Source organism: Bradyrhizobium monzae (assembly GCF_021458635.1).
In the GTDB taxonomy this organism is placed as follows: Bacteria; Pseudomonadota; Alphaproteobacteria; order Rhizobiales; family Xanthobacteraceae; genus Bradyrhizobium.
Genome location: NZ_JAIRDQ010000008.1, coordinates 130,829 through 156,911, shown reverse-complemented (window position 1 = coordinate 156,911; position 26,083 = coordinate 130,829). Strand labels below are relative to the sequence as shown.

Genomic DNA, 26,083 nt, shown 5'->3' with positions numbered 1-26,083 from the left:
CATGATTCGGGGTCAATTGTGGCCGGATTGCCGGCCCATTATCGCGCGATGAACACTATTCAGCCGACCAGGCGCGCAACCACGTCGGCCGGCGACATATTCTCGCGCGAGCCGTCGGCACGTCGCTTCAGCTCGATCTTGCCGTCGGCCAAGCCCTTCGGCCCGATCATGATCTGCCAGGGAATGCCGATCAGGTCGGCGGCGGCGAATTTGGCGCCGGCACGCTGGTCGGTGTCGTCATAGAGCACGTCGACGCCCTTGGCCTGGAGCTCGGCATAGAGCTTTTCGCAGGCCGCATCGACCGCGGCATCGCCCTGCTTCAGATTGAGGATCGACACCCGGAATGGCGCAACCGCCTCCGGCCATTTGATGCCGGCATCGTCATGGCAGGCCTCGATGATGGCACCGAGCAGGCGCGAGACGCCGACGCCGTAGGAGCCGCCGTGGATTGGCACGTCGACACCGTCAGGGCCGGCCACCAGGGCCTTCATCGCCTCGGAATACTTCGTGCCGAAATAGAAGATCTGCCCGACCTCGATGCCGCGGGTGTTCACACGCTTGTCCGCGGGCACTTCCTGCTCGAACCGGCCGGCGTCGTGGACGTCCTCCGTCGCGGCGTAGACCGAGGTCCACTGCTTGATGATCGGGGTCAGGTCGCTCTCATAGTCGACGTCCTCGCCCGGCACCGGCAGGTCCAGCACGTCGCGATTGATGAAAACACCGGATTCGCCGGTTTCGGCCAGCACGATGAACTCGTGGCTGAGGTCGCCGCCGATCGGGCCGGTCTCGGCGCGCATCGGAATCGCCTTCAGGCCCATCCGCGCAAAGGTGCGCAAATAGGCGACGAACATCTTATTGTAGGCGACGCGCGCGGCGGCCTCGTTGAGATCGAACGAATAGGCATCCTTCATCAGGAACTCGCGACCGCGCATCACACCGAAGCGCGGTCGCTGCTCGTCGCGGAATTTCCATTGGATATGATAGAGATTCAGCGGCAGGTTCTTGTAGGACTTCACGTAAGCGCGAAAAATCTCGGTGATCATTTCCTCGTTGGTCGGCCCGTACAGCAGCTCGCGCTTGTGGCGGTCGGCGATACGCAGCATCTCCGGGCCGTAGGCGTCGTAGCGGCCGCTCTCGCGCCAGAGGTCAGCGAGCTGGAGCGTCGGCATCAGCAATTCCAGCGCGCCGGAGCGGTCCTGCTCCTCGCGCACGATCTGCTCGATCTTCTTCAGCACCCGGAAGCCGAGCGGCAGCCACGCATAAATGCCGGCCGCCTCCTGCCGGATCATGCCGGCACGCAGCATGAGCCGATGCGAGACGATCTCCGCCTCTTTCGGATTTTCCTTCAGAATGGGCAGAAAAAACCGCGACAACCGCATGGCAATACTCTGGGAATCAGTGATGGCCCGCAGTGAAACCGGATTGGGAGCGAAAACACAAGGCCGGGAATGAGGAAAAGCCGCTAACGCGGCGGAATTCCTGTCATTTTTCCGTTGCCTTAAGGTTCAGCTTGAGCCGCCCGGGTCCGCCTTATGGCGGCGCCACTTCGAGCTCGTCCTCAAGGGTGATTTTCTCGAAATCGGTCACCAGTGCATCGATCCGCACATGCCAGCGGCCGGCGAAGGGCAGCTCGACCCTGCGCACGTGCCAATAGCCGTCGGGACCCAGCTCGGCGTCGTGCTCGATCGGTTCGATGCCACGTTCGGGCAGGCTGAGCGTCAGGGTCGCTTCCTTGGCCTTCAGCGGCGTCGCCTCGCCGGTCATGAGCTGAAGCACGAAATCGTCCACGCCGGCCTTGCCGGGGGACACCAGCACCTGGAACATCGCCTTGTCGGTGTGGATGTGGATTGCCAGCGGCGTCTCCGGAATGATGGTTCGCGGCGGCGGCGTGAACCGCCAGCCGGCAACCACAGCGAAGATGCCAAGCACGGCACCGCATTCGAGCAGGATCGAACGCTTGAGCGCGGACGCGCCCCCCTGATCTTTCGCCAGCGCTGGCGTCAGCCGATAGCGATTGAGCGCGGCGAGCCCCAGCAGGCACAGCACCAGCGCCAGCTTGATCGAGAGAATGAGGCCATAGCTGGTATCAACCAGCGCCTGCGGCTTTTCGAGCTGGATGATTGCAAGCGTAAGGCCAGTCAGCGCCAGCGCGGCGACCACCGGCATGGCGATGCGGGAGAAGCGGTAGAGGAGCGGCAGCACCGCCGGCGTCGGCTTCGACAGCAACGCGGCGAGCGGCGCCAGCGCGCCGACCCAGAAGGCAACAGCGAGGCCATGGAGGAAGATCGCCGGCCGCGTCAGCACCTCGGGCGACGCCGTTGCGGCGTGCCCGGTCATGGCGAGCGAGAGGCCGACGCCGGCGAACGCGAGGACAGCAAGAGCGCGCGCATACCAAGCCCGCCCCAGGGCCATCAGCGCGAGTAGCATCGCCGCGATGGCGACGAGCAAGGCGGGGCCGGCGCTGGTCGCGAATGCGATGGTCCAGGGGGCCAACGTCGCGAGCGCTGCGGGCGGCAGCCCGAGGAGATCGAGACCCAACACACCCAGCGACACAACCGCACTCGGCAGGCCCGCAAGCAGCGCTGCGCGTGGCATGTTCATGCCGGTCATCGACCACGCGATCCAGCGGCCAAAAAACACGCCGCCGACACCGACGAACAGCCCGAGATAGAGACCGAACCGCGACAGCCAGATCAGTGCGTTCAAGCCACTATCCGTTGTAGTGGAAGGCTGCGTTCCCGTCGGCATGCCGATCGAAAAAATCACCGATCCCGCGACGGGATGACCGTCCTGCGAGATCACGCGATAGCTCACGACCGCCGTGCCCTTTGGCAGATCCGGCGGCATCGCGACCGAAATGCTCTCGCCCGATGCCGTGACACGGGCGTCGTCGCGAACCTTCCCCGCGCCGTCGATCAGCTGGATCGCGCCCGGAACCACCGCCTCGTTAAAGCGCAGCTCGACCGCCTTTGGCGCGCTAGCAAGCATGCTTCCGCTCGCCGGCTCGACCGAGATCAGCGCCGCGTGCGCCGACGCGCCGGTCGAAGTGCCGGCGACGAGGAGCAGCATCGCGAGCGCAGCGAGAAGACGCATTACGGCTTGGGCAGCAGCTTCACGCCGGGCGCCGGCGACTTGTCCTCCGAATGCCCTGCCCCCTCAGCCGGGATTTCGATCCAGCGGCTGACACCCTTTTCGCATTCCTGCACCACGGGGAAATACAGCGTGGTGTTGGGCTTCAAGCTGTCGGTGAGGAAGCTGCTGACGACGAACTCGTCGTAATTGTGGTCCGGCAGCTTGCCGCCGGACCACACCACTTCCTTCACGCCCGAGGTCAGCTTGTTGCCGTGATAGTCGTAGGTGCTGGTATATTGCCCGTCGACGACATCGACGTTCCAGCCGGCCTTCGGCATCGGTTTCACCGCGATGACGCCTTCGGGGATCTGCACGCGGATCTTGACCGTCGCCGAACCGGAGCAGCCGTGCGGCACGGCGAAGACGGCCTTGTAGGACGCGCCGACCGTGGCCTGCTTGCCTTCCAGATAGACGTGCGCCGCCGCAGGCGATGCGGCGAGCGCAGCCATCAGGATCAGCCAGGGTGTCTTCGACATGCTCGATCTCCCGGAGATTAGATCACACTCATCACATCTTCATTCCCGAATGATCGGGCATTTTCTTCATCATCATGCTTCCGCCGCCGCCGGGTGCCTGGGCGCCGACGCCCTGGACGTCGAGCGATACGGCGACCTTTCCGGCCTTCTCGAACTCGAGCGTTACCGGCACCTTCTCGCCCTCCTTGAACGCGCCCTTCAGATCCTGGAGCATCAAATGGTAGCCGCCGGGCGCGAGCTTCACGGTCTTGCCGGGCTCGATGACGAGGCCCTTGTCCAGCGGGCGCATCTTCATCACGCCATTGTCCATCGTCATCTCGTGAACCTCGGCCTTCCCGGAGATCTCGGCGGTCACTTTGACGAGCTTGTCGGGCGCCGAGCCCTTGTTCTCGATGGTCAGGAAGCCACCGGCGACTTTTGCGCCACCAGGGGTCGCCCGGCTCCAGGCCTGAGAGATGACGAGATCGCCTGCCTTGACATCGTCGGCGCGGACGGGGGCGGCGATCACTGCGGCCGAGAACGCCGCAAGCGCGAAGATGCGTGAGAGTTTGTTCATGTCGATTGCCTTTCTTGTCGCCATTGAGAGTGTACCCACCCGTCAGAACGTGTACTTGCCCGCGAGAACAAAAGTTCGTCCCGGGAACGGATGGAACAGGAAATACTGCGCGTTGAAGAGATTATCGATGCCGAAGTCGAACGCGAAATTCTTCGTTGCGTTGTAGTGAATCTTCATGTCGAACACCAAAAACGGGTCGAAGGCCTGATAGACGTGTGCAAAGGTGTCGGTGTTATCGAGAGTCGCATATTGCTTTCCGGTGTAGCGACCCGCGACCGTATAGGCCCAGTTTTCGTTCGGACGATAGGTGACCCCGACGGTCGAACGCCATTCTGGAACATTGGGCACGCGTTTGCCCGTCGCCGTCGTGCCACCGATCGCGCTGACAAACGTCGGATCGCTTAGAATTCGAGAGTCGACATAGGTCACGCTGCCGAATACCTGCAGCCCCCTCACCAGCACATTATCCTTGTCGGCTGACAGCTCGACGCCCTGCATCCGGATTGCGTCGACGTTACCGATAGTCGTCGTGGGAGTCTGACCGCCCGTCGAATTCGTCACGTTTGTGGTTTGCGCGATGATAGCGTTGTTGGTTCTCTCCTTGAACAGCGTCAGCCTGACGCGGCCATCATCCCATTTCCGCTCAACGTTCAATTCACCGGTAAAGTCCTGTTCGGGCTTCAGGTTGGGATTGGCAAACGTCGCAACACCGGCAACCGTTATGTTCTGATATAGTTCGGTGACGGTGGGATAGCGATACGATTCACCAAAGCTCGCGGTGACGTTCCACTCTTTGCTGAGATCATAGGAGAGCGAGGCTTTCGGCGAAAAATTGGTCGAGTTGAGTCCTGGCTGGTTCTTTGGGACTGGAACAAAGACCGGAATCGGCGCCGCAGGGATACCGCTGGTGACCGTCGGATTCGAGTTGATATTGAAACCATCCAGTGAGCGCCAGGTCTCGAGCCGTCCGCCCAGCGTCAGCTTCAGATTGGGAACGATCTTCCAGGCGTCCTGCAGCCAAAGGGCACCAGTGCGGGTTTCGCCGACGCCGGTGGTAAAAAGCTGACCGGTGCCGGTCGAGGACGTCGCATACCAGACCGAGGACAAATAGACTGGGTTTTCCAACCGATACCGGTCACCGTGAACACCGAAGCTGATCTCGTGGGGACCGTCGATGCCGAAAGGCCTCCAGATGCCTTTGGCATCTGCGTTCTGCCAGTTTGTACCATCGTTCCGGGTAATCTTGCCGTTCAGCGAATAGCCGACCCCGGTCGGGGTCACGGTGAACGGATTGAGGAGGATATCTTGCAAGTAGTTGTAGCTCGACGCTGAAAGATCGAAATCGAAAACGCCTTTGGTGTCGCTCTTGAGCGATACAGCGTTGCTCAAATGCGTCTGATCCCAAGTGTACTTGTTGCTCGCAAACGCGCCTTGGCCGCCAAAAGTTGGCTGACCGTTCAGCGTCGACGTCAAATAGGTCTGCGGATCGGAGGTTTGGTGATTATTCCAGATACCCAGTGAGTAGGTCGCCTGCACCAGCGGCGAAATATCATAGGCAACTCTGAGATTCCCGGACGTCTGCTGCGAGTGCGCCAGCGCGCCCGTGCCTATGACATTCGCGACGCCGCCCGTCCTGTTCCATGCTCCGATGGCTCCGGTCGTATTTGCGGGGCCGACACCAAAAACGGTGCCAAAGGTCGTGTACGTCAGCGGCTGCTGGAAGCTGTCGAGATAATTGGCGCTGACGAGCCAGGACAGCTTGCCGTCGCGATTGCCTGCGGCGGCACTGGTCTGGCTGCTGACATAGGTGTCTTTGGTGCCGTATTGATTCCACGGCATCACCGAGACGGTTTCCTTGGCCACCGCAAACGGCTTGTCCGGCATCTTCGACGTGATCAGCAGAACGCCGCCGATGGAATTGCCGGGATAAGCAGCGGCGAACGGACCGTTGAGGAAATCGACCCGCCCGATCGCCTCGGGGGAGATCAGATTCCATTTCGGCGAAGCGCCCGAGTTGTTGTTGCCGATCAGTGCCGAGATTAGCAGGTCATCGTAATAGATCAGCGTTCGAGCACTCGAGTTCAGGCCCCAGCTTCGCGTCGCGAGCACCGCCTGGTTGTCGCCGTCGTTGCGCTTTCGCACGAACAGGCTCGGCTTGTATTTGACGGCGTCCTCGGGGTCCTTGAGATTGATCGTCTCATCTGCCTCTTTCGCGGTGATGCTGAAGGACTGCTGCGGCAGCTGATAGCGCGCCACCGCAGCCGGCTGATCGAGCGATGCCCGGGCGCTCCCCGCGCCCTGCTCATTGGTCGCGGCAACCGAGGCCGGCCGCTCAGCCAGCGGCTTTGCCGAATTTCTCCTGGCGCGTGCGGTTTGCACCGCCGGCTTGCGCGGCTTGGGTTTCGCCATCGCGGGGGCATCGACGGTCACCGCGGGCAGCTCTTTCGGCAATTCCCTTGGGCTGCTCTGGCCGAGAACGCCGCTCGACGAGGCAAGCAGCGCGGCCTGAACGGCAACGACGCTCACACCGCAGCGGGCATGACGAAGTAACATTTGGGCATTCCTGACGCCGGCTCTCTCTCCGGCCTTTCGACAGCATCAATCGCCTGCGGATGAACCGAGGCGATCACGAGGGGTCGTCAGGAAAAGTGGGGAGGTCCCCGCGCCTGGGCGCTTGAGCCCTTGTGGGCGGCGACGGCGGACGCATCCGCCTCGTGCCACACCACGCGCTCGGCGTGGCGGAAGGGAACGGAGAGCGTCGCGTGCGACGGCGAATCGAAGGAGGCGTTGGCCTGCGCCAGGCAACACAGCGCGCATGCACCGGCATGCGCGGTTGGCGCACCGTTCTGGTCGTTCGGAGTACCCTGCTCGCTGACGCTGTGGCAGATGACACCGGTACCAAGCGGATCGGCCACGGCCTGGCCGGCCGCCCAGCAGGCGGCAATCGGCGCCAGCACCTGCATCGCCAAAGCGAGCAGGACGATAGGTAGGAATTTTTGCAGCCGAGAGCGCATCCGCCGAACCATTCGTCCGTCTGCCAACTAAACACTACCCCCGACGCGAGTCGAGGTCACTTCGGCCGCCTTGTTGGGATGGCGCAAATTTCTCGAAAACTGTGCCCACAGGGTGCTAGCTAGGGCCCCGTCCGGCAATTGAGGCAGTTGCGCCGATCTGCCTGTCCACAGAATTCTTATGTTTGTCATATACTTATGGGGTTAATAACCCGATCATTTCGTCAACTGCTCGAATTTTGAACAATCGTTGCCGAAAATGATGACAAGTGAGAAAAGTTGATTTAGCATCGCTCTTGCTCAGGCTAGCCGCGAGGTCAAAGTCTGGTGGTCCAAGTCTCGGGAGGAGCCCCTGGCGCGCAAAACGCAGCGTCGCCCCGCCAATCAAGATCAAATCTTAGAATCGGGGATAATAGGGTCGACACAATTTTTGAGCGGGGCTAGGGCCCCGCTCTTTTTTTGTCTTGAGCGGCCGATGCGCCGATGAGTGCTTCTCCCAATCCGATCGAGCAAAGCTTTGAGCTTGCCGGCTCGCGCCGCGCCGATCTCGCGCCCCTCGTCTATCAACGGCTGTTCAACCGGCACCCCGAAACGCGGGCGATGTTCCGGTCGCAAGGTAGCGAGCTCGTAATGGGATCGATGCTTGCATTGACCGTCGAGGCAATCCTCGACTTCGCAGGCCCGCGCAACGGCCATTTTCGGCTGATCGCCTGTGAAGTCGTCTCGCACGACGGCTATGGCACGCCGCGCGAGCTGTTCATCGCCTTCTTCGCTGTCATCAGGGATACGCTGCGGGATCTGCTCGGCGATGATTGGTCAGCCGAGATGGCGCAGGCGTGGGACGCGCTGCTCGTCGAGGTCGAGGCTTTCGCTGGCGTCGCAGCGTAGCGCGCCTTGCGCTGCACCAAAGCGGCCGCGACGATCCCGACGATGATTGCACATTGAGTGGCATCAACTCTTGTGAGACACTTTCCGCCTCGGTAGCGCAATCAATGACGCGCCGACGATAAAATGTATGGGAGCGAGCGATGTCCGGGACGAAAGATTTCTCGACGACGAGGCGCGATCTTCTTCAGGCGGCAGCAACCGCCGGCGCCGCGACTGCCGTCCTCGGCAGCATGGGCATAAATCCAGCACTTGCAGCCGAAGTCGGACGATCCGAGAAGCCGCTGAAGGCGGCGTTCTCCAATGCAGGCCTCCAGGCGACCTGGTGCGCACAGGGCAAGCAGGCCGCGGAATTCTGGGGCAAGCTGTTCAACGTCGAGGTCACCTGGTTCGACGGCCAGCTCGACGCCGTGAAGCAGCGCGCGGCGATCGACAACATGGCCTCGCAGAAATGGGACTTTGTCGCGATCCAGGCTTTTGGCATCGGCACCCTCACCCAGCCCGTGCAGAAGATGATCGATGCCGGCACGCCCGTCATCGACATGGATACGCTGATTGCGCCGCTCGACCAGATCAACGTCCATTCCTTCCTTGCCCCCGACAACGAGTTCATGGGCGCCTCGGTGACGCAGGCGCTGTGCAACGCCATGGGCGGCAAGGGCAAGATCATCATGACCCAGGGCGCGCTCGGCCACACCGGCGCGCAGGGCCGCGCCAAGGGCTTCAACACCGTCGTCAAGCAATTCCCCGGCATCGAGGTGCTCGACACCCAGCCGGCCGACTGGGACGTCTCCAAGACGGCGCGACTCTGGGAAACCTATCTGACCAAGTACCCGCAGATCGACGCGGCGTTCTTCCACAATGACGACATGGCGCTTGCGGCCGCCAACATCATGAAGGCGCATAACCGCACCAACATCCTGATCGGCGGTGTGGATGCGATGCCGCCGGCGATCCAGGCGGTGAGCGAGGGCCGCATGTTCGCGACCGTCCGCAATCCGTCCTGCCGCATCCACGGCGGCGCGATCATCGCGGGTGTTGCGGCCGTGGTCGGCGGCGAGAAGAGCGGCCAGGGCATCCCCAAGAACGTCGTCACCGACGGCCCGGTCGTGACCAAGGCCAATGCTGCCGGCATGCAGTGGATGGAAGATCACTTCCTGATCTGAAATCCTCCAAGATCTGAACATGCCTGAGGGTCAACAGCCCGTCCTGGAACTCCAGGGCATCACGAAGAGCTTCGGCGGCGTCGAAGCACTTCGTGGTGTCGACTTCGCGCTTCTTCCCGGTGAGATCCACGGTCTCGTCGGCGAGAATGGCGCTGGAAAAAGCACGCTGATGAAGATCATCGCCGGCGTGCACACCGAGTTCTCCGGCCGCTTCCTGATCGACGGCCACGAGACCCACTTCCGCTCGGCGCGCGATGCGCATGCGGCCGGCATCGCCATGGTGCATCAGGAGCTCAGCGTCGCGCCCGATCTCACGGTCGCGGAGAACGTCTTCCTCGGCAACCAGCCCACCAACCGCCTCGGCCTCGTGCAATGGCGGCGCATGGCGCGCGAGGCCGGCGAGCAGCTTTCGCGATTCGGCATCGACGTCGATCCGATGTCGCGGCTCGGCGACCTGCCGATCGGGCTGCAGCAGCTGATCGAGATCGCGCGCGTGCTGTTCTCGGGCGCACGTATCGTCATACTGGACGAGCCGACCTCCGCCCTCTCCCCGCCGGAGGTCGAGCGGCTGTTTGCGACGCTGCGACGGTTGCGCGAGCAAGGCACGGCCATCGTCTTCATCTCGCATTTCATCGAGGACATCCTTCGCGTGTCCGATACGGTCACCGTGTTCCGCAACGGACGGAAGGTCGCCGAGACCGCGAGCGCCGCAACCAGCAAGGGCGCGCTGATCGAGGCCATGATCGGCCGCGGCGGCGAAGCACTCGAGCACAGCTATAGCGACGATTTGATGCTGCCGCGGCCGAGCGACAGTTCGGTCGTGCTGAAAGTCGACCAGCTATCGCTGGCGCGCAGCCTCAACGACGTCTCCTTCGAAGCCCGCGCCGGCGAGGTGCTCGGCATCTACGGTTTTATGGGCTGCGGCCAGCAAGAGCTGTCGCGCATCCTCTTTGGCAAGCTGAAGCCGGACGCCGGCCGGCTTGCCGTCGACGGCAAGCCAAAGACCTTTGCCAGCACGGCGGCGGCGCGGCGCGCCGGCGTGGCGCTGGTGCCGGAGAGCCGGCGCGCCATGCTGTTTCACCAGGAGCCGGTCTACAAGAACATCTCGATCAGCATCCTGGACCGCATCTCGTCGCTGCTGCTCAAGCCGACGCAGGAGCGCGATATCGCGCAGCGCCAGGTCGAGCAGTTGCAGATCAGGCCGCCGGTCGTCGGCCTCGACCTCGGCATGCTTTCGGGCGGCAACCAGCAGAAGGTCGCGCTGGCAAAATGGCTCACCTATCCGCCAAAACTGCTGGTGCTGTGCGAGCCGACCCGCGGCATGGATGTCGGCGCCAAGAACGACGTCATCAACATCGTCCGCGACCTCCGCGCCAAGGGGCTCGCGATCATCGTGCTGTCGACCGAGCCGGAAACGGTGCTGTCGCTGGCCGACCGCATCCTCGTGCTCAAGCGCGGCGCCGTGGTGCGGGAATTCAAGAACGAGCCGGTCAGCAAGGACCGCCTGCTGGAAGCGGCGTGACGGAGAAGCACAATGGTGAGCAGTGAGACGGCACCCGCGGCGGGCCAGCGCGCAAAGGGCCTTGCGCCCTTCCTGCGCTCGCAGATGCGCAACATCGCGCCGTTCCTGACGCTGATCTTCCTGTCCGCGTTCTTCGCGTTCGCCAGCCCCTCCTTTGCGACGATCGACAATCTCGGCAACATCCTGACGCAGGTGTCGGTGACCGGCATCATCGCCGTCGGCCTCACCTTCGTGATCCTCTGCGCCGAGATCGACCTGTCGATCGCCAGCATCGCCAACGTCACCGGCATCGCGGTCGCCTACTTCACGCTGCAGGAGTCCTACGTCAACATTCCGAATATCCCCCTTCCCGGTGTAGCCGCGATCCTGCTGGCTCTCCTGCTCTGCGCGGCACTCGGCCTCGTCAACGCGCTGGGGCTGACCGTGATCGGTATCCCCTCCTTCATCATGACCCTGGCGATGATGCAGATCGCAGCCGGCATCTCGGCGCTGCTGGTGCGCGGCCAGATCGCCTACAAGGTGCCGGGCCTGATCTCGACGCTCGGCTCTGGCTCGATCGGCGGCATCCCATGGATCGTGATCGTCGCGGCGATCATGCTGCTCGGCGGACACCTGGTGCTGACCTACACGCGCTTCGGCCGCTACGTCTACATGGTCGGGGGCAATCGCGAAGCGGCCGAATATTCCGGCCTCAACGTCAAGCTCATCCTCGGCGCCGTCATGGTGATCTCGGCGGTGTGCTCGGGCATCGGCGGCATGCTCGGCGTCGCCCATTTCGGCAGCGCGCAGCAGAACGAGTTCGACACCTACCTGCTCGACTCCATCGCCGCCGTGGTCGTCGGCGGCACCAGCCTGTTCGGCGGCCGCGGCGGCATCGGCAACACCATCGTCGGGCTGTTCGTGCTCGGCGTCCTCAACAACGGCCTCGACCACGTCAACATCGACAGCTTCCTGAAGATCCTGATCCGCGGCGTGATCCTGCTGGCGGCGCTGATCATCAACGTCTACGCGCAGCGGCTGAGGGAGAAGGCGGCGGAGTAGCCAGCCCGCAAAACAAAATCGCGAAAACAACCCCATGCACAGTACAAATCATGGGGGGAATTTCGCGCCGAGCAACCTGCGCCATTTCCGAAACTCAATTTGACACGTCGGGCAAAACAGGAGCACAATTCCATCATCGCGCCGATCGCGTGTCTCGGGAGCACTGAGCTCAAGCCGGGGACGACCGGCTCTGTGGTTCGAGCCGCACGCGTCTCCTCGGGACCTTGAATCACGGCTCGACGACCAAGCGGACAACACGCAGCCCCCAAGACCTCGCGCGCCCTCCGAGTTCGACACGCCGTCTGGTGTGGGTACCCACCTATTGTAGCTCGGCGGAGCAAAAAGCAGGTGCAGCACCCCCACGACAGGCGCGCTACGTCTGTCGTTCTGCTATAGTGTCACTATGACGATCGGGATTTCCGGACCCGAACGGAAGGCACCAGGGCGAGGCGCCGTGGTGGGATTCATCATCGCGGCCATCATCGCCGGAATCGGCCTGATCCTGCTCGCTCTCGCCGGCGACTTCCTGGTCGACTGGATGTGGTTCTCGTCGATCGGCTACAGGCAGGTCTTCTGGACCACGATCGGCGCGAAAGCCGCCGTTTTCCTCGTTGTTTTCGCGGCGACCGCCGCCATCTTGTGGACAAACGCGCGCCTTGCACTTGGCCTCGCCGGGCGCCGGAGCCGGTTGCCTGCCGCCTTCGCCCCGACGTTTGCGGCCGCTGCGACGCCGCCCGATCCGCTGGAATTCCTGCGCGAGCGGCTGCCCTGGCGCATTGTGATCGGCGCGAGCAGCATCCTCTTCGCTCTGTTCGTCGCCTGGGGCGAAGTCGGTAACTGGAGCACTCTGCTGCGCTTCATCTATCAGGTGCCCTACGGCACCAACGATCCCTTGTACGATAAGGATATCGGCTTCTACCTCTTCTCCCTGCCCGCCTTTGTGGCCGTGAAGAATTGGGCATTGCTGATGCTCTTCACGGGCGCACTGTTCGCCGGATCGATCTACTGGGTGTTTGGCGACATCGAAGACAGAGCCCAGCGAATGTCGCCGGCGGCGATCTCGCACGGTTCGGCGCTTCTCGGCCTCTTCTTTGGCGTGAAGGCGTGGTCTTACACTCTCGACCGCTATCTCCTGCTGTACGGCGACAATGGCGTGGTGGTCGGTGCGGGCTTCACCGACGTCAATGTGGAACTGCCGGTCCTGTGGCTGCTGATCGCACTTTCGATCGTCGCCGCCTTGGCGGCATGCGCGAACCTGTGGGTGCGAACCTACCGCCTTCCCACCGCCGCGATTGTGCTGTTGTTCGGCGGCGCCTTGCTGCTGTCGGGCATCGTCCCCGCGGTATTTCAGCGCTTCTACGTCGGGCCGAACGAGCTGGAGTGGGAGCGGCCCTACATCCAACGCAACATTGCCCTGACCCGCGAGGCCTACAATCTCAATCGGATCGTGCCGAAGCCTTTCCCTGCGGAACAGAACCTGACTTTCAGGACACTCGAGGCCAACAAGGCCACCATTGAAAATATAAGGCTGTGGGATTGGCAACCCTTGGCCGACACCTACGCGCAACTGCAGGAGATTCGCACCTACTACAAACTGCGCGATCTCGATGTCGATCGCTACTGGCTTGGCGATACCTACCAAAGCGTGATGATCTCAGGCCGCGAGCTGAATTCCGCGCTGCTACCATCCAACGCGCAAACCTGGGTCAACCGCCATATCCTGTTCACCCACGGCAATGGTGTGGTGATGAGTCCGGTCACCCAGAAGAGCGGTGAAGGACTTCCGCTGCTCTATCTGCACGACATTCCTCCGGTCGCGCACGGCGGTCCCGCCATTCACGAGCCGCGCATCTATTACGGACAGCAGACTGAGGACTACGTCATCGTCAAGGGAACCGTGCCGGAGTTCGATTATCCAAAGGGAAAGGACAATGTCTACGCGTCCTATGACGGCTCCGGCGGCGTGCCACTGTCGGGCATGGTGCGGAGACTGATCTTCGCCCACCATTTCAACGATATGAACCTGGTGCTGTCAGACTACATCGGCGACGACAGCCGGATCATGATCCGGCGCAACATCCAGAAGCGGGTCGGCACGATCGCCCCGTTCCTCGCTCTCGATCGCGATCCCTATCTGGTCGTCAGCGAGGGCCGGATGTTCTGGATGCAGGACGCCTACACGACGAGCGAATATTTTCCCTACGCACAGCCTGCGCCCGGCCTCGACCTCAACTATATCCGCAATTCGGTGAAGGTCGTGATCGACGCCTACAACGGCACCGTCGACTTTTACCTGATGGACCCGGCGGACCCGATCGCCGCGACCTATCAACGAATCTTCCCGGACCTGTTCAAGCCGTTCGCGGCCATGCCGTCCGATCTTCAGAAGCACATTCGCTATCCCGAAGACCTCTTCCTGATCCAGGCGCGGCTCTTCCAGACCTACCACATGGAAGCGGCCGATGTTTTCTATAACCGCGAGGACCTCTGGCAATTTCCGCGTCAGCCGGCCGGTGACGGCGTCTCTTCAACGGACGGCATCACCACGATGGTCCCTTACTACATCATCATGCGGCTGCCCGGAGAGGCACAAGCCGAGTTCTTCATCATGATCCCGATGGTGCCGAGCCGTCGCGACAACATGATCGCATGGCTCGCCGCGCGCTGCGACGAGCCCGGCTATGGCAAGCTGGTCGTGTACGAATTTCCCAAGGAGAAGCTGGTCTACGGACCGTTCCAGATCGAGGCGCGAATCCATCAGAACACGGAGATCTCCCAACAGATATCGCTGTGGAACCAGATGGGGTCGCGGGTGATCCGGGGAAATCTGCTCGTGATCCCGATCGAGAATTCGATTCTCTACGTGTCGCCGCTGTATTTGCGGGCCGAGCAAGGACATTTGCCCGAGCTCAAGCGGGTGATTGCCGCCGATGGCGAGCATGTCGTCATGAGGGAAACACTTGCTGAGGCCCTGTCGGCACTCTTCGTGGACGACGGACCCGCGTCGGAGCCGGCTGCGATCGCGGAATCGCCCGGCGAAGGGGCTGCGGCAAGACGCGTGCAGGAGGCGCTCGATCACTACAATCGCGCCATGGAGCGGTTAAAATCCGGCGATTGGACGGGCTTCGGCAAAGAGATCGGCCTGATGCGCGGTATTTTGGAGGATATCCGCCGGCAATCGGGTAGCCGCTGATTGACCCATCAGCGGCAGCAGACGTGCCTCTGTTCTAACGGATGTCAGCTCTCGGTCGAGGCCAACGTCATCCGACCCGCAATCTCCTCACTTCGCCAACACCGCGCCGCATGTCGTCAGGTCGCGTTTCAAGCGACAGGCCGGGCTCGCAGCGGCAGATGGCTTCGACATAGCGGCAGCGCGGGCTGAAGGTGAAACCGTTGGGTGGATCCAACAGCCGCGTTTGACACGTCGGGCAAAACAGGAGCACGATCGCATGATGGCGGCAGGCGCGGGCTTGGTGCGCATGTCCGGGTTCGTGATGCGGCCCGTGGTCGTCTCCTCCTCTCCGATTGTCTGCCGAACCTCACAGTGAGGCCATTTGTCATGCGGTATTTTGCATTGCTCGCGACCTTGATGGTCTGGTCGGGGTGGGCAAGTGCAGAGCCCGGAGCTGAATGGAAGCTCCTGAACGCCAAGGGACCAACGCAGGCCTCCCCCCTTCAAGGCGCTGTCGACAGTTACGCCAAAAAATACAAGCCGACTGCGATCATGGTCGTGCAGGACGGCCTCGTGGTAGCGACATCGGGAGACATCACCCGCAAGGTCAATGTTCGCTCTGTTCGAAAGAGCTTCTTAAGTGCTCTCTTCGGCGTCGCCATCGACCGCGGTCAGGTCAATACCGAAAGCACGCTCGGGCAGCTCGGCATCGACGACACCGCCCCGTCGCTGTCGTCCGAGGAGAAGCGTGCAACCGTTCGCCAACTGCTCATGGCTCGCTCTGGGGTCTATCACCCGGCGGCCTACGAGACGAGCGAGCAGAAGGTGATGCGCCCGCCGCGTGGCGCTCATCCACCAGGAACGTTCTGGTACTACAATAACTGGGACTTCAATGCCCTTGGCGCAATTTATGAGAAGGCCACCGCCTCGAACATATTCGACGGCTTCGAGAAGGTGATTGCGCGCCCGTTGGGGATGCAGGATTTCACGGCCCATGACGGCACGTTCGTCGGAGATGGCTCCTCCCTTTATCCCGCCTACGTGTTCAGCATGAGCACGCGCGATCTTGCACGGTTTGGATGGCTGTTCCTCAACAAGGGCCAATGGAACGGCGTATCGGTCGTTCCTTCCCAATGGACCGCGGAGTCCACAAACGCTTATTCGGAGACCGGTCGAAAGACCGGGGGTATGGATATCTATGGTGGACCCTCGATGCCGGCGCTTGGGGAAGAGACGCAATCTATGCGGCCGGCTACGGCGGACAGTTGATCGTGATCGTGCCGGAGAAGCGTCTGGTCGCCGTTCAGGTCGTCGAATTGGATCAAAGCCAGAAGGGAATTCACTCCGCGACTTTTCTCGAATTGGTTCGACAAATCACGACTTCGCCGACCAAGGAACGCCAGCAATTCACGTCTGCTAGCCCCCCGCGAAGCAGACCTCGACGAGGCAAGCCATACCTTCGCCGATGGGCCATTTCCGGATTCATGCGCCGCAACAGAAAGAAGGCTCATTCGATCACCTCATCGGCGCGAGCGAGCATCACAGGTGGCAGATTGAGGCCGATCTTTTGCGCGGTCTTTGTGTTGATGATGAGCTGAAACTTGGTCGGCTGATAAACTGGAATTTCGGCTGCGGAGGTGCCTCGCAAGATTTCGCCCATTTGACGCCCCGCAGCCCGATTCACTTCAAGAAAATCAGCGGAGTAGGCCATCAAGCCACCAGCAGCGGCCAAATCACGAAACGGGTACATTGCCGGAATTTTGGCATCCGCGGCGAGGCCGACCAAAACCTTGCTGTTCGCGAGCTGGTAGGGCTCATCTGAAACCAAAACTGCGTCGACGCCCGTTGTCTCCACTTGGGCAAACGCGGTAGCGTAGGCCGCCTCGTTCATTGTCTCGCCAAGGCTCAAATCTGTAAGTGCGATGCCTGTTCGCTGTGCCGCCTCTTTAACCGCAGCGGCGGCGGGCATGCTCCAATGCTGGGATGAGCAGAGATAGCCAACGCGCGATGCGTGCGGCCGCACTTCGATCAACAGTTCCAGGCGTTTCGCGTGAAGTGCTACGCCTCCGTCGGTGGTCGCGCCCGTCAAATTGCCTCCCGGCCGCGCCAGGCTGGACACAAGCCCATTTGCGACCGGATCACTTACAATCGCGACAATTGGAATGGTCTTTGAGGCTGCCTTCAGCTCCTGGGCGATTGGAACTGCTACGGCATAGATCGCATCGGGTGAGGTGCCAACAACAGCTCGAGCAAGATCGCCATACGTGCGGGTCTCGCCGTTTCCGACATAGCGATCAACAACGAGATTCGTGCCCTCGGTGAAGCCGAGACGGCTCAACTCGTCGAGGAATGCCCGGTAGAGGGGGTGAGTCCTCAGCTCGTCGACCGAGCGACGGTGGGGCGCCACCATTGCAATGCGTTTCGGTTTTGCTGATTGCTGGGCATGGGCGAGCGGAGCGCGCCAGATTACGGTCGCGCCCCCGATAAGAGCGATGAACTCGCGCCGTCTCATTCGATCACCTCATCGCGCGGACGAGCAGTGTCGGCGCAATAGAGCGCATGTGTCCCCTCTAGGGCCACGTCTGTGGGACAAACAGACTAGCACTTTGTGGCGGTGCGGCGAGTGGCAAGTGGCAGCGGTGCGCCGATGTTCGGCAATGGGGTCAAAAGCCGGCATCCGCGGCCTGAGCACAAAATGTCTGCTTCGGGCCCACCCGCCGACGCAGCGCAGAACCGTTGCTTGTGCTAAGGAAGAGCGCCCTCGGCCGAGGTTAAGTTCGCCCGCCCCGCAATCTCCTCGCTCCGCCAACACCTAACCGCATGCCCATCCGGCCGCGTCTCCAGGACCGGCCCCGGCTCGTGGCGGCACACGTCCTCCGCATAACGACATCTTGGACTGAACGCGCACCCATTCGGCGGATTGAGCGGATTGGGAAGGTCGCCCCCTGTCGTCGCAAGCGGCGCATGATGGAGCGGATCGGGGATCGCTGCAATCAGCGCCTGCGTATAGGGGTGCGCCGGACGCTCGAAAATCTCGCGCCAGTCGCCGTTCTCGACGATGCGGCCGAGATACATCACGGCGACGCGGTCGCTCATGTGCTCGACGACGCCGAGGTCGTGGCTGATCATGATGTAGGAGAGACCGAGCGTGTCCTTCAATTCCAAAAGCAGATTGATGATCTGAGCGCGGATCGAGACGTCGAGGGCCGAGACGGGCTCGTCGCAGATGACGATCTTGGGGTTGAGGATCAGAGCGCGCGCGATGCCGATGCGCTGGCGCTGGCCGCCGGAGAATTCATGCGGGTAGCGGTCGGCCTGCTCGGGCCGCAGGCCGACATGCCGCAGCATGGTCGCGACGCGGTCCTCGATCTCGCCTCTCGCGGTCACGCCATGCACGCGCAGCGGATCTTCCAGCGTGCGGCGAACGGTCTGCCGCGGGTTGAGTGAGGCGTAGGGATCCTGAAAGACGATCTGGACAATGCGGGCCAGTGACTTCCGGTCGCCGGACGGCCGGCCGGTCACGACCTGCCCGTCCAGCACGATGCGGCCACGCGTCGGCGTCTGCAGACCCAGGATCGACAAGGCGACCGTCGACTTGCCGGAGCCGGACTCGCCGACAAGCCCTAGGCATTCGCCGCGCTTCAGCTTGAGATCGACGCCGTCGACGGCACGGAGCAGCCGCTGGCCGCGGCCGAACAGGCCGCCGCCCAGCGGGAAATGCACCGCGAGATCTTCGACGCTGAGAATGAGATCCTCGTCTCCCCTGCCCTCACTCGATTTGTCTTTGGGCTCATGCATGGTGATGACACCTCACCAGACCGCCCGCCTCCAGAAAATCCGCCGTCGGCGCCACGGTCCTGCAAATGTCAGTTGCCTGCGTACAACGCGGATTGAACCGGCAGCCATCCGGAAAGCTCGTGATCGCCGGGACGACGCCTGCGATCTCCTTCAGCCTGCTGCGGCCGAGCGCAGCACGACTGCCCAACCGCGGCAGCGACGCGACCAGGCCTTGGGTATAGGGGTGCGAGGGGGCGCGGAAAATATCGGCGGAGCCGCGCTCCTCGACGATGCGGCCGGCATACATCACCGCGACGCGGCGGCAGACATTGGCGACCAGGCCGAGATCGTGGCTGATCATCAGGATCGCCGTGCCGCGTTCGGCACAGAGATTCCGCATCAGCTCGATGATTTCGGCCTGCACGGTCACGTCGAGCGCGGTGGTCGGCTCGTCGGCGATCAGGAGATCCGGACCGCAGGCCAGCGCAATGGCGATCATGACGCGCTGGCGCATCCCGCCGGAGAGCTGGTGCGGGTAGTCGTTGACGCGCCGCTCGGGCGCGGGGACGCGGACACTCGCCAATGCCTCGACCGCCAGCTGATTGGCCTCCCGCCAGCTCTTGCCCTTGTGCAGCACGAACATCTCGGCGATCTGCCGTCCCACGGGCGAGACCGGGTTCAGCGCCGTCATCGGCTCCTGGAAGATCATGGCGATGCGATTGCCGCGCAGGTCCCGTTGCCGAGCGGCGGACAGGTGCTGGATCTCCTGCCCGTCAAACCTGATGACGCCGCCGCCGATCGACAGCGGCTGCCGCAGCAGGCCGATCAGAGCGAGCGCCGTGATGCTCTTGCCGCAGCCGGATTCGCCGACCAGGCCGAACGTCTCGCCACGATCGATGCGGAATGAAATGCCCTCGGCCGCTGCAACGCGCCGCGATCCATCATCGAGATCGATGCGCAAATCCTCGACCTCGATCAGCGGCACGCCGGTCATGTCCGCCGGCTCCGCGATTGGGGATCGAGAATGTCGCGCAGACCGTCGCCGAGCAAATTGAGGCCAAGCACCGTCAGGAAGATGGCGAGGCCCGGAAAGACCGACAGCCACGGCGCCGTCGTGATCTGGTCGCGGGCGTCCGACAACATGCTGCCCCAACTCGGAAACGGCGGACGGACGCCGAGGCCGAGGAACGACAAGGCGGCCTCGGAAAGGACCGCGCTGCCCATGCCGAGCGTGCCGATGACGACGATCGGCCCCAGCATGTTCGGCAACAGCTGCGTGATCATGATGCGCAAATCGCCGTAGCCGAGCACCGTCGCCGCCTGCACATAGCCCTGGCTCCGCAGCGACAACGCCGAGGCGCGCGCGATCCGGCAGGTGAAGGACCAGTTGGTCAGCCCCAGTGCGATCAGCAGGCTGGTCAGGCCCGGTCCAAGCACCGCCATGATGGCGAGCGCGAAGATCAGCGAGGGGATCGCGAGCATGACATTGGTCAGGGCGTTGACGACATCGTCCCACCAGCCGCCCCAATAGCCGGCGCTCAGGCCCAGCGCCACGCCGATGACGCTGTTGATGAGCTGCGAGACGATGCCGACCGTCAGCGAGACGCGCGCGCCGTAGACGACGCGGGAATAGATGTCGCGGCCCTGGTCGTCGGTGCCGAACCACCAGGTCCAGCTCGGCGGCTCCTCCGCGTTCAGCAGATTGGCATCCAGGACGGGATCGGTATGCGCCAGCCAGGGCGCGAGGACACCGACCAGAATCGCGAGTGCGAACAAGGCACCGCCGATGATGAGATTGGCGCGGAGCTTCATGCGTATCGGATCCTGGGATCGATCACGCCGTAGAGCACGTCGATCAGTAGATTGATCGCGAGAAAGGCCAGCACCACCACGAGAATGGAGCCCTGGACGGCCGGAAGGTCGCGCTGCAGGACGCTGTCCACCAGCAGCGAGCCGATGCCGGGCCAGGAGAACAGCTTTTCGACGACGACCGCCTGCCCCATCAGCCCGCCGAACTGCAGGCCGACAGTGGTGAGAATGATGACGAGCGCGTTGCGCATCACATGCCACTTCACCACCCGGGTCTCGCTCATGCCCTTGGAGCGCGCGGTGCGGACGAAATCGGCCGTCATGATCTCGAGCACCGCAGCGCGCGTCGTCCGGGCAAACAGCGCCATCGGCGAGACGCCGAGCGTCACGGCCGGCAGCAGCAGATATTTCAGGCCGCCATCGCCGTAACCGAAACTCGGCAGCCAGCCGAGCTTCAAGGCAAAGACATACATCATCACCAGTCCGAGCCAGAATTTGGCAATGGACAGGCCCGACACCGCCACGACCATCGCGAGCGTGTCGACCAAACCGCCCGGCCGTAATGCGGCGATGAAGCCGAGGGGAACGCCGAGCAGAACCGCAAACGCCATGGCGGTGAAGACCAGTTGCAGCGTCGGCCAGGCCCGCTTGGCGATCATGGCCGTGACAGGTTCACGGGTCCGGAACGACGTGCCGAAATCACCGGTGGCGAGCTTGGCTATATAGGCGCCGAAACGCACATAGACGGGATCGTCGAGGCCAAGCTGCTTCTTCAGGCGCAGCTCGACCTGGGGATCGGCGTCGTCGCTCATGGACGAGACGATGCTGCCGGGAACGACGCTGAACAGCACGAAGACCAGAGCCACGACGGCCAGCACGGTCGGAATGGTTTGCAGAAGACGACGGATCAGGAAGGAGAGCATCGGCACTTTCTTCCCTCCCCCCATCGTTCATGGCGATGGAGGGAGCACGAGAACGCGTGTCACTTCGCAGGCGAGGTCTCGTCGACCCAGATGTCCTCGACGTTCTGGTGGGTCAGCTCGGTCGCGTTGAGCTGAACGCCGTGGAGCCACGGCTGCACCGCCATGACCGCCTTGTTGTAGTTGAAGAACCAGACCGGCGCCTCGTCGTAGAGCAGCGCGTTGGCCTTCTGCAGCAGCTGGGTGCGCTTTGCGGTGTCGTCGGCCTGCCCGGCGTCGTCGATGATCTTGTCGAACTCGGCATTCTTGAAGTTCATGTAGTTGCAGGCCGATTGCGGCGTCGACGAATGGAAGCATTTCAGCGCCGCCTGGGGATCCGGTCCGGTCTGCTGGGAATAGATGAAGGCCTGGTAGTCGCCCGAGCGAACCACCTCCGACAGCACCGCGGCCTCGACCTGCTTGACCTTCACCTTGATGCCGACCTTGTCCAGCATCGGGATGACGGCCGAGACGATCGGCAGGCCCCAGCTCTCATTCTGGCTGGTGGTCCATTCGAACTCGAAGCCGGAGGGGTAGCCGGCGTCGGCGAGCAGCTGCTTGGCCTTGGCAGGATCGTAAGGGTACGGCTTCATCGCCTTGTCGTAGGCCGACGAGGTCAGCGGTAGCCAGCTGGTGGCGCGATAGGCCTTGCCCTTGACCAGCTTGTTGATGATCAGATCGGTATCGATCGCATAGTTGATCGCCTGCCGGACGCGCTTGTCGGCGAACGGCTTGAACGCGGGATTCATCCCCATGTAACGCGTGAAGACCTCGGCGACCTCGGCGATGGTGCCCTTGAGGTTGGGGTCGGCCTGATAGGCGACGTATTGCGCCGGCCCGAGCACGGAGGTGTCGATCTCCTTGTTGCGGAACGCGACGTCGCGCGCTGCAGCCTCCGCCATGATCGACACGATCACCTTGTCCGCATAAGGCTTGCCGGGCTTATAGAACTTGTCCCACCGCTCCATGACGATGCGCGATCCCGGCACGTGCTCGACGAATTTGAACGGTCCAAGGCCGATCGGATGCTGGATGAAGCTGTCCTTAGCGGCCTCGTCGGCGGGATAGATCGAGGTCAGCGCGGTGAAGAGGTAGAAGGCGGGATCAACCTTCTCGGTCAGTTTCATCTCGACGGTGAAGTCGTCGATCTTCTTCAGGCCGGAGATTTCCTTCGCCTGGCCCTTCTCGACCGCGGCCGCGCCCTCGATGATGCGGACATAGCGCGCGCCGGGATAGGCCTTGGCGCCGTCCATGATGCGGTTGTAGGACCAGATGACGTCGTCGGCCGTCATCTTGCGGCCGTTGTGGAAATAGGCGTCGTCGCGGAGCTTGAAGGTGTAAACGAGGCCTCCACCGGAGACCACGGCCTCCTTGGCGAGCTCCGGGATCGGCTTTCCTTCCGCGGAATCCCAGATGTAGAGCGAGCGATGCAGCGCCTTGGCGTAGATCTCGTCCTGGGCGCGCTGGGTGGTGTGGATGTCCAGGCTGGTGAAACTCGAGCCGTAAGGCGCGGTCATGCGGATGGTTCCGCCCTTGCGCGGTGTCTGGGCCTCCGCCGATCCGGCGAGCGCCAGTCCCAGGCCCGCGACGATCGCAATCATCCTGAACATCATGTGTCCCCCATCAACGCAGGTATTCCGATCAGGGATTTGATCATCCGTAACCCATCGAACGCAAGCTTCGTTTTGATGGCAATCGAGGCCAGTTCCGGGCATCAGAGGCCGGTTGCATGCCCGCGGCGATGCAAGCCGTCGATTGACGCGGTGCGTCATCGAGCGACCAGGACCAGTGAACATTTTTCGTAATCGATGCGACCAAGCTCAGGATCGTTATCTGAGCTCCAGGGGATCGCGGAAAAAATGACGCGCCGAACGCTAGGTATTGTGCTCGCGGGCAGTCTGGCCGCCGCGACAGCCGCGATGGCGATCCCTGCTACGCCAGACCCCACCCGGAATAGCTCCACCAGCACCCTTCTCGCCGGCTGGAGCCACACGTCGCGGTCAAACGGCTATGTTGAGGACACCTGGTGGGCGGTCAGGGATCGTTGCGCACCGGACACTCTCGGCGAGCGCCTGATCTGCGAAGCCGTCGCGGTGCTGGCGCGGGCCCCAAGCCGGGCGTTCGAGGCCAAAATTTCCGACAAGACCGGCCTGCCGCTCCCCGACGGTTGGGGCCTGATGACTGCGAAGAACTCGCCCTCCATCAGGTCGGCGCACGCCGAGACGCCGCTCGATCTCGCTTCCGTGCTCGGCTTCTATCGCGTTGCACTCGGCAGCCGCGGCTGGACCGAGACTGACGGTGCGGTGGTCGCGTCTGATCGGGCCGATATCGCCTTCACGACGGCTGATGGGCCTGCGCTGCTCCGGCTGACCCGTCAGGACGACAAGACAATTGCCGACATTTCGCAGCGCAAGCCGACGGCCGTCCTGGCCGGCTTTCCGCCGAAGCCCGGGCGGGTGAAGCTGATGCTCGGCAACAAGACGGATGACGCGGCCATCATCACCGTCAACGAGCAGACCATCAAGCTCGCCGCGCATGCCGGGGAGAAACTGGCGAACTCCGACAGCGAGGCTGGCGAATTGCCGGATAACCAGAAGATCGATCTGCCGCCGGGGAAGTACAAGATCACGCTGAAGGTGGACGGTAGCGCCGCGCGCAGCCGGGAGTTCGAGGTCGCGGCCAATGAGACCTGGGGCCTGCTGGTCGGCCCGGACGGAGCTGCGCTGCCAATACGGCTTTATTGAAGGTCGGCTTCTCCCACCTCGTCATTGCGAGGAGCCCTTGCGACGAAGCAATCCAGACTGCCCCCGCGGCGACAGTCTGGATTGCTTCGCTACGCCCGCAATGACGGAATGTGGAGGTGCGCTCCTCCCTGGAGCCTGCGTCAGCCTGACAATTCCGGCTGCCAGTCGCGCAATTTCCGCGCAGCACCCGTAACGTCGGCGATCGTGCGAAACGCCGCCGCCTCCACCATCATCCCGCGTGCGAGCCGGACGGCGCGCGCCTCGCTGATCGCCCGCTTCTTCGGATCCTCGATCAGCTCGAAATCGATGTTGTGGGCGAGGCCGAAGATGCGGCGGATGGTTTTTGCGGCCGCAAAGCCGACGGTGTCGGTGAACAGACGCTGCATATAGGCCTGCCGCTCGGCCTCGAGGCGCATCGCCCCCTTCTCGCCAGCGAACAGCGAGACCGGATAGGCGTCGCCACTCGCTTCCGTCCGCCAGAGGTCGAGGAATTTTCGCGCGAACTCGTTCCAGACTTTCTCGACTGTTTCCAGCACCCAGCTCTCAAATGCCTGCCGCTCGCCTGGCGCCCGCTCGTGCCCGGTGGAGGCGAAAAAAGCCATCAGCAAATTGGCCAGCACCGCTCCGACGTCAAAACCCATCGGGCCGTAGAAGGCGAATTCGGGATCGATCACGCGCGTCTCGCTCTCCGTCACCATGATCGAGCCGGTGTGGAGATCGCCATGGAGCAGCGCTTCGGGGCTTGCCATGAATTTCAGCTTCAGCCGGGAGATCGCGACATGCAGCTCCATGTCGTCGCGCAAGGACGCGGCCAGGCCGTCGAGATAGGGCGCGGTCCAGCGGTTCTGCTCGGCGATGCGATAGGGATCGGTGAAGATCAGATCCTCGGTGATCTTGCAGAGTGCATGGTTGCCGGCGAAGGCCGCGATGGCCTCCTTCTTCTCCGCGGCCGTCAGCGCGAGGTCGGAGGTGAAGAACAGCGTCCGCGCCATGAAGGTCGTGATGTCGTCGACAAAGCGCGGATAGCGCGTGCCCGCGACCAGCCCCTTGCGCATGATGATGTGGGGCTCGAGCAGCTCCATCACCGTGAGTGCCAGCGTCTCGTTGTGGTGCAGCAGGGCCGGCACCAGGCCGGGCGCGAGCTGGGCCTGCCGGGACAGCGCGAGATATTCGTAATGGGCTCGTGACAGCGGCAGCGGCCAGCTCTCGCCGACAAGGCGGACGTAGGGCAGCGCCTGCTTCACGGCGATGCCGCCGCTGGCGCCCTTGACGATGAAAACGAGGTTGAGATTGCCGTCGCCGACCTCGGTGATGGCCCAGGCGGCCGGCGCGCCGCCGAGCAGCGCTGCGATGTCAGGCAGGCCGGCGAGATAGTCCCGCAAGGCCGCTTCCTGCAAAATCCGATAGTCCCCCGTCCGGCTCCCGGTCATGACGATCCCATCCCGTCTGTGTGGGCCGGATCGTTACTCCCGCTCCAGGAAGCTCGAGCCGATCTCGGCCTTTCTTTTGACCGGATCGTAATCGCAATAGACGTTGTCCGCCACCAGCGTGTAGCTGGCGCTGACGGTGTATTTATCCAGCTTGACCGAGTTCAGGCCGATCACCGAGGTGCTCTTGCCGCCGTTCCATTTGAACGGCGTCGACGTCTTGGCCTGCTCGCAGGCCATCACCGCCTCGTTGAAGACGTAGCCCTCGACGAACGCCTTCAGCGTTCGCACCTGCACAGCCATCTTCCACTCAAAATAGCCGATGGCACTGATCCCGGCGACGATCAGCACCAGAAGCGCGACGACGACCCTCTGAAAAGTCATTTGATCCCCCAACAACGACGCA

Annotated in this window: 21 protein-coding genes; 7 read left to right on the top strand and 14 right to left on the bottom strand. The window is 62.8% G+C overall.

The window, feature by feature from the left end:
• Positions 1–59: 59 nt before the first annotated feature.
• The 6 genes from proS to K3F49_RS26845 form a co-directional block, all read right to left on the bottom strand.
• The gene (proS, locus tag K3F49_RS26870) at positions 60–1,379 is read right to left on the bottom strand and encodes a proline--tRNA ligase (protein ID WP_234683924.1); all 1,320 of its coding nucleotides are present in this window, start codon (positions 1,377–1,379) and stop codon (positions 60–62) included.
• Between the two features lie 151 nt (positions 1,380–1,530).
• Positions 1,531–3,093, bottom strand: a complete 1,563-nt coding sequence (locus K3F49_RS26865; protein ID WP_234683923.1) for a copper resistance CopC/CopD family protein — start codon at positions 3,091–3,093, stop codon at positions 1,531–1,533.
• Positions 3,093–3,608, bottom strand: coding sequence for a YcnI family copper-binding membrane protein (locus K3F49_RS26860; protein WP_234683922.1), 516 nt, complete (start codon positions 3,606–3,608; stop codon positions 3,093–3,095). The genes K3F49_RS26865 and K3F49_RS26860 overlap by 1 nt, the downstream gene beginning before the upstream one ends.
• A gap of 31 nt (positions 3,609–3,639) precedes the next feature.
• A complete protein-coding gene (locus K3F49_RS26855) occupies positions 3,640–4,164 on the bottom strand; it encodes a copper chaperone PCu(A)C (protein WP_234683921.1) in 525 nt (174 codons plus the stop codon).
• A gap of 42 nt (positions 4,165–4,206) precedes the next feature.
• The gene (locus K3F49_RS26850) at positions 4,207–6,594 is read right to left on the bottom strand and encodes a TonB-dependent receptor (RefSeq protein WP_234683920.1); all 2,388 of its coding nucleotides are present in this window, start codon (positions 6,592–6,594) and stop codon (positions 4,207–4,209) included.
• A 209-nt stretch (positions 6,595–6,803) separates the two neighbouring features.
• Positions 6,804–7,178: a DUF2946 family protein gene (locus K3F49_RS26845; protein ID WP_234683919.1), complete on the bottom strand. Its 375-nt coding sequence runs from the start codon at positions 7,176–7,178 to the stop codon at positions 6,804–6,806.
• Positions 7,179–7,658: 480 nt separating this feature from the next.
• Between K3F49_RS26845 and K3F49_RS26840 the strand changes: the two genes are divergently transcribed.
• The 6 genes from K3F49_RS26840 (at position 7,659) to K3F49_RS26815 (ending at position 16,230) form a co-directional block, all read left to right on the top strand.
• Positions 7,659–8,063: a globin gene (locus tag K3F49_RS26840; protein WP_234683918.1), complete on the top strand. Its 405-nt coding sequence runs from the start codon at positions 7,659–7,661 to the stop codon at positions 8,061–8,063.
• A 140-nt stretch (positions 8,064–8,203) separates the two neighbouring features.
• Positions 8,204–9,226 carry a sugar ABC transporter substrate-binding protein gene (locus K3F49_RS26835; protein ID WP_234683917.1) on the top strand — a complete coding sequence of 341 codons (1,023 nt, stop codon included), beginning with the start codon at positions 8,204–8,206 and terminating at the stop codon, positions 9,224–9,226.
• Positions 9,227–9,245: 19 nt separating this feature from the next.
• Positions 9,246–10,748, top strand: a complete 1,503-nt coding sequence (locus K3F49_RS26830; protein ID WP_234683916.1) for a sugar ABC transporter ATP-binding protein — start codon at positions 9,246–9,248, stop codon at positions 10,746–10,748.
• A 12-nt stretch (positions 10,749–10,760) separates the two neighbouring features.
• Positions 10,761–11,789: an ABC transporter permease gene (locus K3F49_RS26825; RefSeq protein ID WP_234683915.1), complete on the top strand. Its 1,029-nt coding sequence runs from the start codon at positions 10,761–10,763 to the stop codon at positions 11,787–11,789.
• Positions 11,790–12,192: 403 nt separating this feature from the next.
• Positions 12,193–14,982, top strand: a complete 2,790-nt coding sequence (locus tag K3F49_RS26820; protein ID WP_234683914.1) for a UPF0182 family membrane protein — start codon at positions 12,193–12,195, stop codon at positions 14,980–14,982.
• A gap of 366 nt (positions 14,983–15,348) precedes the next feature.
• Positions 15,349–16,230 (top strand): serine hydrolase domain-containing protein, encoded by an 882-nt coding sequence (locus K3F49_RS26815; protein WP_234683913.1) that lies wholly within the window; start codon positions 15,349–15,351, stop codon positions 16,228–16,230.
• Between the two features lie 238 nt (positions 16,231–16,468).
• Here the strand turns inward: K3F49_RS26815 and K3F49_RS26810 are convergent, their stop codons facing one another.
• From K3F49_RS26810 to K3F49_RS26785, 6 genes are all read right to left on the bottom strand, one after another.
• Positions 16,469–17,473 (bottom strand): ABC transporter substrate-binding protein, encoded by a 1,005-nt coding sequence (locus tag K3F49_RS26810; RefSeq protein ID WP_234683912.1) that lies wholly within the window; start codon positions 17,471–17,473, stop codon positions 16,469–16,471.
• A gap of 233 nt (positions 17,474–17,706) precedes the next feature.
• Positions 17,707–18,759, bottom strand: coding sequence for an ABC transporter ATP-binding protein (locus K3F49_RS26805; protein WP_234683911.1), 1,053 nt, complete (start codon positions 18,757–18,759; stop codon positions 17,707–17,709).
• Positions 18,752–19,732: an ABC transporter ATP-binding protein gene (locus K3F49_RS26800; RefSeq protein WP_234683910.1), complete on the bottom strand. Its 981-nt coding sequence runs from the start codon at positions 19,730–19,732 to the stop codon at positions 18,752–18,754. Before K3F49_RS26800 ends, K3F49_RS26805 begins: the two co-directional genes overlap by 8 nt.
• Positions 19,729–20,550 (bottom strand): ABC transporter permease, encoded by an 822-nt coding sequence (locus K3F49_RS26795; protein WP_234683909.1) that lies wholly within the window; start codon positions 20,548–20,550, stop codon positions 19,729–19,731. The genes K3F49_RS26800 and K3F49_RS26795 overlap by 4 nt, the downstream gene beginning before the upstream one ends.
• Complete coding sequence (locus K3F49_RS26790) at positions 20,547–21,470, bottom strand: ABC transporter permease (protein WP_234684099.1); 924 nt, start codon at positions 21,468–21,470, stop codon at positions 20,547–20,549. The genes K3F49_RS26795 and K3F49_RS26790 overlap by 4 nt, the downstream gene beginning before the upstream one ends.
• 59 nt (positions 21,471–21,529) lie before the next feature.
• Positions 21,530–23,119, bottom strand: a complete 1,590-nt coding sequence (locus K3F49_RS26785; protein WP_234683908.1) for an ABC transporter substrate-binding protein — start codon at positions 23,117–23,119, stop codon at positions 21,530–21,532.
• Between the two features lie 246 nt (positions 23,120–23,365).
• Here K3F49_RS26785 and K3F49_RS26780 point away from each other — a divergent pair, with 246 nt between their 5' ends.
• The gene (locus K3F49_RS26780; RefSeq protein WP_234683907.1) at positions 23,366–24,250 is read left to right on the top strand and encodes a hypothetical protein; all 885 of its coding nucleotides are present in this window, start codon (positions 23,366–23,368) and stop codon (positions 24,248–24,250) included.
• Between the two features lie 140 nt (positions 24,251–24,390).
• Here K3F49_RS26780 and mtnK read toward each other — a convergent pair whose 3' ends face one another.
• On the bottom strand, positions 24,391–25,680 hold the full coding sequence (gene mtnK / locus K3F49_RS26775; protein ID WP_234683906.1) for an S-methyl-5-thioribose kinase: 1,290 nt from the start codon (positions 25,678–25,680) through the stop codon (positions 24,391–24,393).
• Between the two features lie 33 nt (positions 25,681–25,713).
• A complete protein-coding gene (locus tag K3F49_RS26770) occupies positions 25,714–26,061 on the bottom strand; it encodes a hypothetical protein (protein WP_234683905.1) in 348 nt (115 codons plus the stop codon).
• Positions 26,062–26,083 lie beyond the last annotated feature (22 nt).

What these genes read in the sequence shown, in the direction of transcription:
- proS (WP_234683924.1), bottom strand. Translation starts at nt 1,379, where the DNA reads ATGCGGTTGTCGCGGTTTTTTCTGCCCATTCTGAAGGAAAATCCGAAA.
- K3F49_RS26865 (WP_234683923.1), bottom strand. Translation starts at nt 3,093, where the DNA reads ATGCGTCTTCTCGCTGCGCTCGCGATGCTGCTCCTCGTCGCCGGCACT.
- K3F49_RS26860 (WP_234683922.1), bottom strand. Translation starts at nt 3,608, where the DNA reads ATGTCGAAGACACCCTGGCTGATCCTGATGGCTGCGCTCGCCGCATCG.
- K3F49_RS26855 (WP_234683921.1), bottom strand. Translation starts at nt 4,164, where the DNA reads ATGAACAAACTCTCACGCATCTTCGCGCTTGCGGCGTTCTCGGCCGCA.
- K3F49_RS26845 (WP_234683919.1), bottom strand. Translation starts at nt 7,178, where the DNA reads ATGCGCTCTCGGCTGCAAAAATTCCTACCTATCGTCCTGCTCGCTTTG.
- K3F49_RS26840 (WP_234683918.1), top strand. Translation starts at nt 7,659, where the DNA reads ATGAGTGCTTCTCCCAATCCGATCGAGCAAAGCTTTGAGCTTGCCGGC.
- K3F49_RS26835 (WP_234683917.1), top strand. Translation starts at nt 8,204, where the DNA reads ATGTCCGGGACGAAAGATTTCTCGACGACGAGGCGCGATCTTCTTCAG.
- K3F49_RS26830 (WP_234683916.1), top strand. Translation starts at nt 9,246, where the DNA reads ATGCCTGAGGGTCAACAGCCCGTCCTGGAACTCCAGGGCATCACGAAG.
- K3F49_RS26825 (WP_234683915.1), top strand. Translation starts at nt 10,761, where the DNA reads ATGGTGAGCAGTGAGACGGCACCCGCGGCGGGCCAGCGCGCAAAGGGC.
- K3F49_RS26820 (WP_234683914.1), top strand. Translation starts at nt 12,193, where the DNA reads ATGACGATCGGGATTTCCGGACCCGAACGGAAGGCACCAGGGCGAGGC.
- K3F49_RS26815 (WP_234683913.1), top strand. Translation starts at nt 15,349, where the DNA reads ATGCGGTATTTTGCATTGCTCGCGACCTTGATGGTCTGGTCGGGGTGG.
- K3F49_RS26810 (WP_234683912.1), bottom strand. Translation starts at nt 17,473, where the DNA reads ATGAGACGGCGCGAGTTCATCGCTCTTATCGGGGGCGCGACCGTAATC.
- K3F49_RS26805 (WP_234683911.1), bottom strand. Translation starts at nt 18,759, where the DNA reads ATGCATGAGCCCAAAGACAAATCGAGTGAGGGCAGGGGAGACGAGGAT.
- K3F49_RS26800 (WP_234683910.1), bottom strand. Translation starts at nt 19,732, where the DNA reads ATGACCGGCGTGCCGCTGATCGAGGTCGAGGATTTGCGCATCGATCTC.
- K3F49_RS26795 (WP_234683909.1), bottom strand. Translation starts at nt 20,550, where the DNA reads ATGAAGCTCCGCGCCAATCTCATCATCGGCGGTGCCTTGTTCGCACTC.
- K3F49_RS26790 (WP_234684099.1), bottom strand. Translation starts at nt 21,470, where the DNA reads ATGCTCTCCTTCCTGATCCGTCGTCTTCTGCAAACCATTCCGACCGTG.
- K3F49_RS26785 (WP_234683908.1), bottom strand. Translation starts at nt 23,119, where the DNA reads ATGATGTTCAGGATGATTGCGATCGTCGCGGGCCTGGGACTGGCGCTC.
- K3F49_RS26780 (WP_234683907.1), top strand. Translation starts at nt 23,366, where the DNA reads ATGACGCGCCGAACGCTAGGTATTGTGCTCGCGGGCAGTCTGGCCGCC.
- mtnK (WP_234683906.1), bottom strand. Translation starts at nt 25,680, where the DNA reads ATGACCGGGAGCCGGACGGGGGACTATCGGATTTTGCAGGAAGCGGCC.
- K3F49_RS26770 (WP_234683905.1), bottom strand. Translation starts at nt 26,061, where the DNA reads ATGACTTTTCAGAGGGTCGTCGTCGCGCTTCTGGTGCTGATCGTCGCC.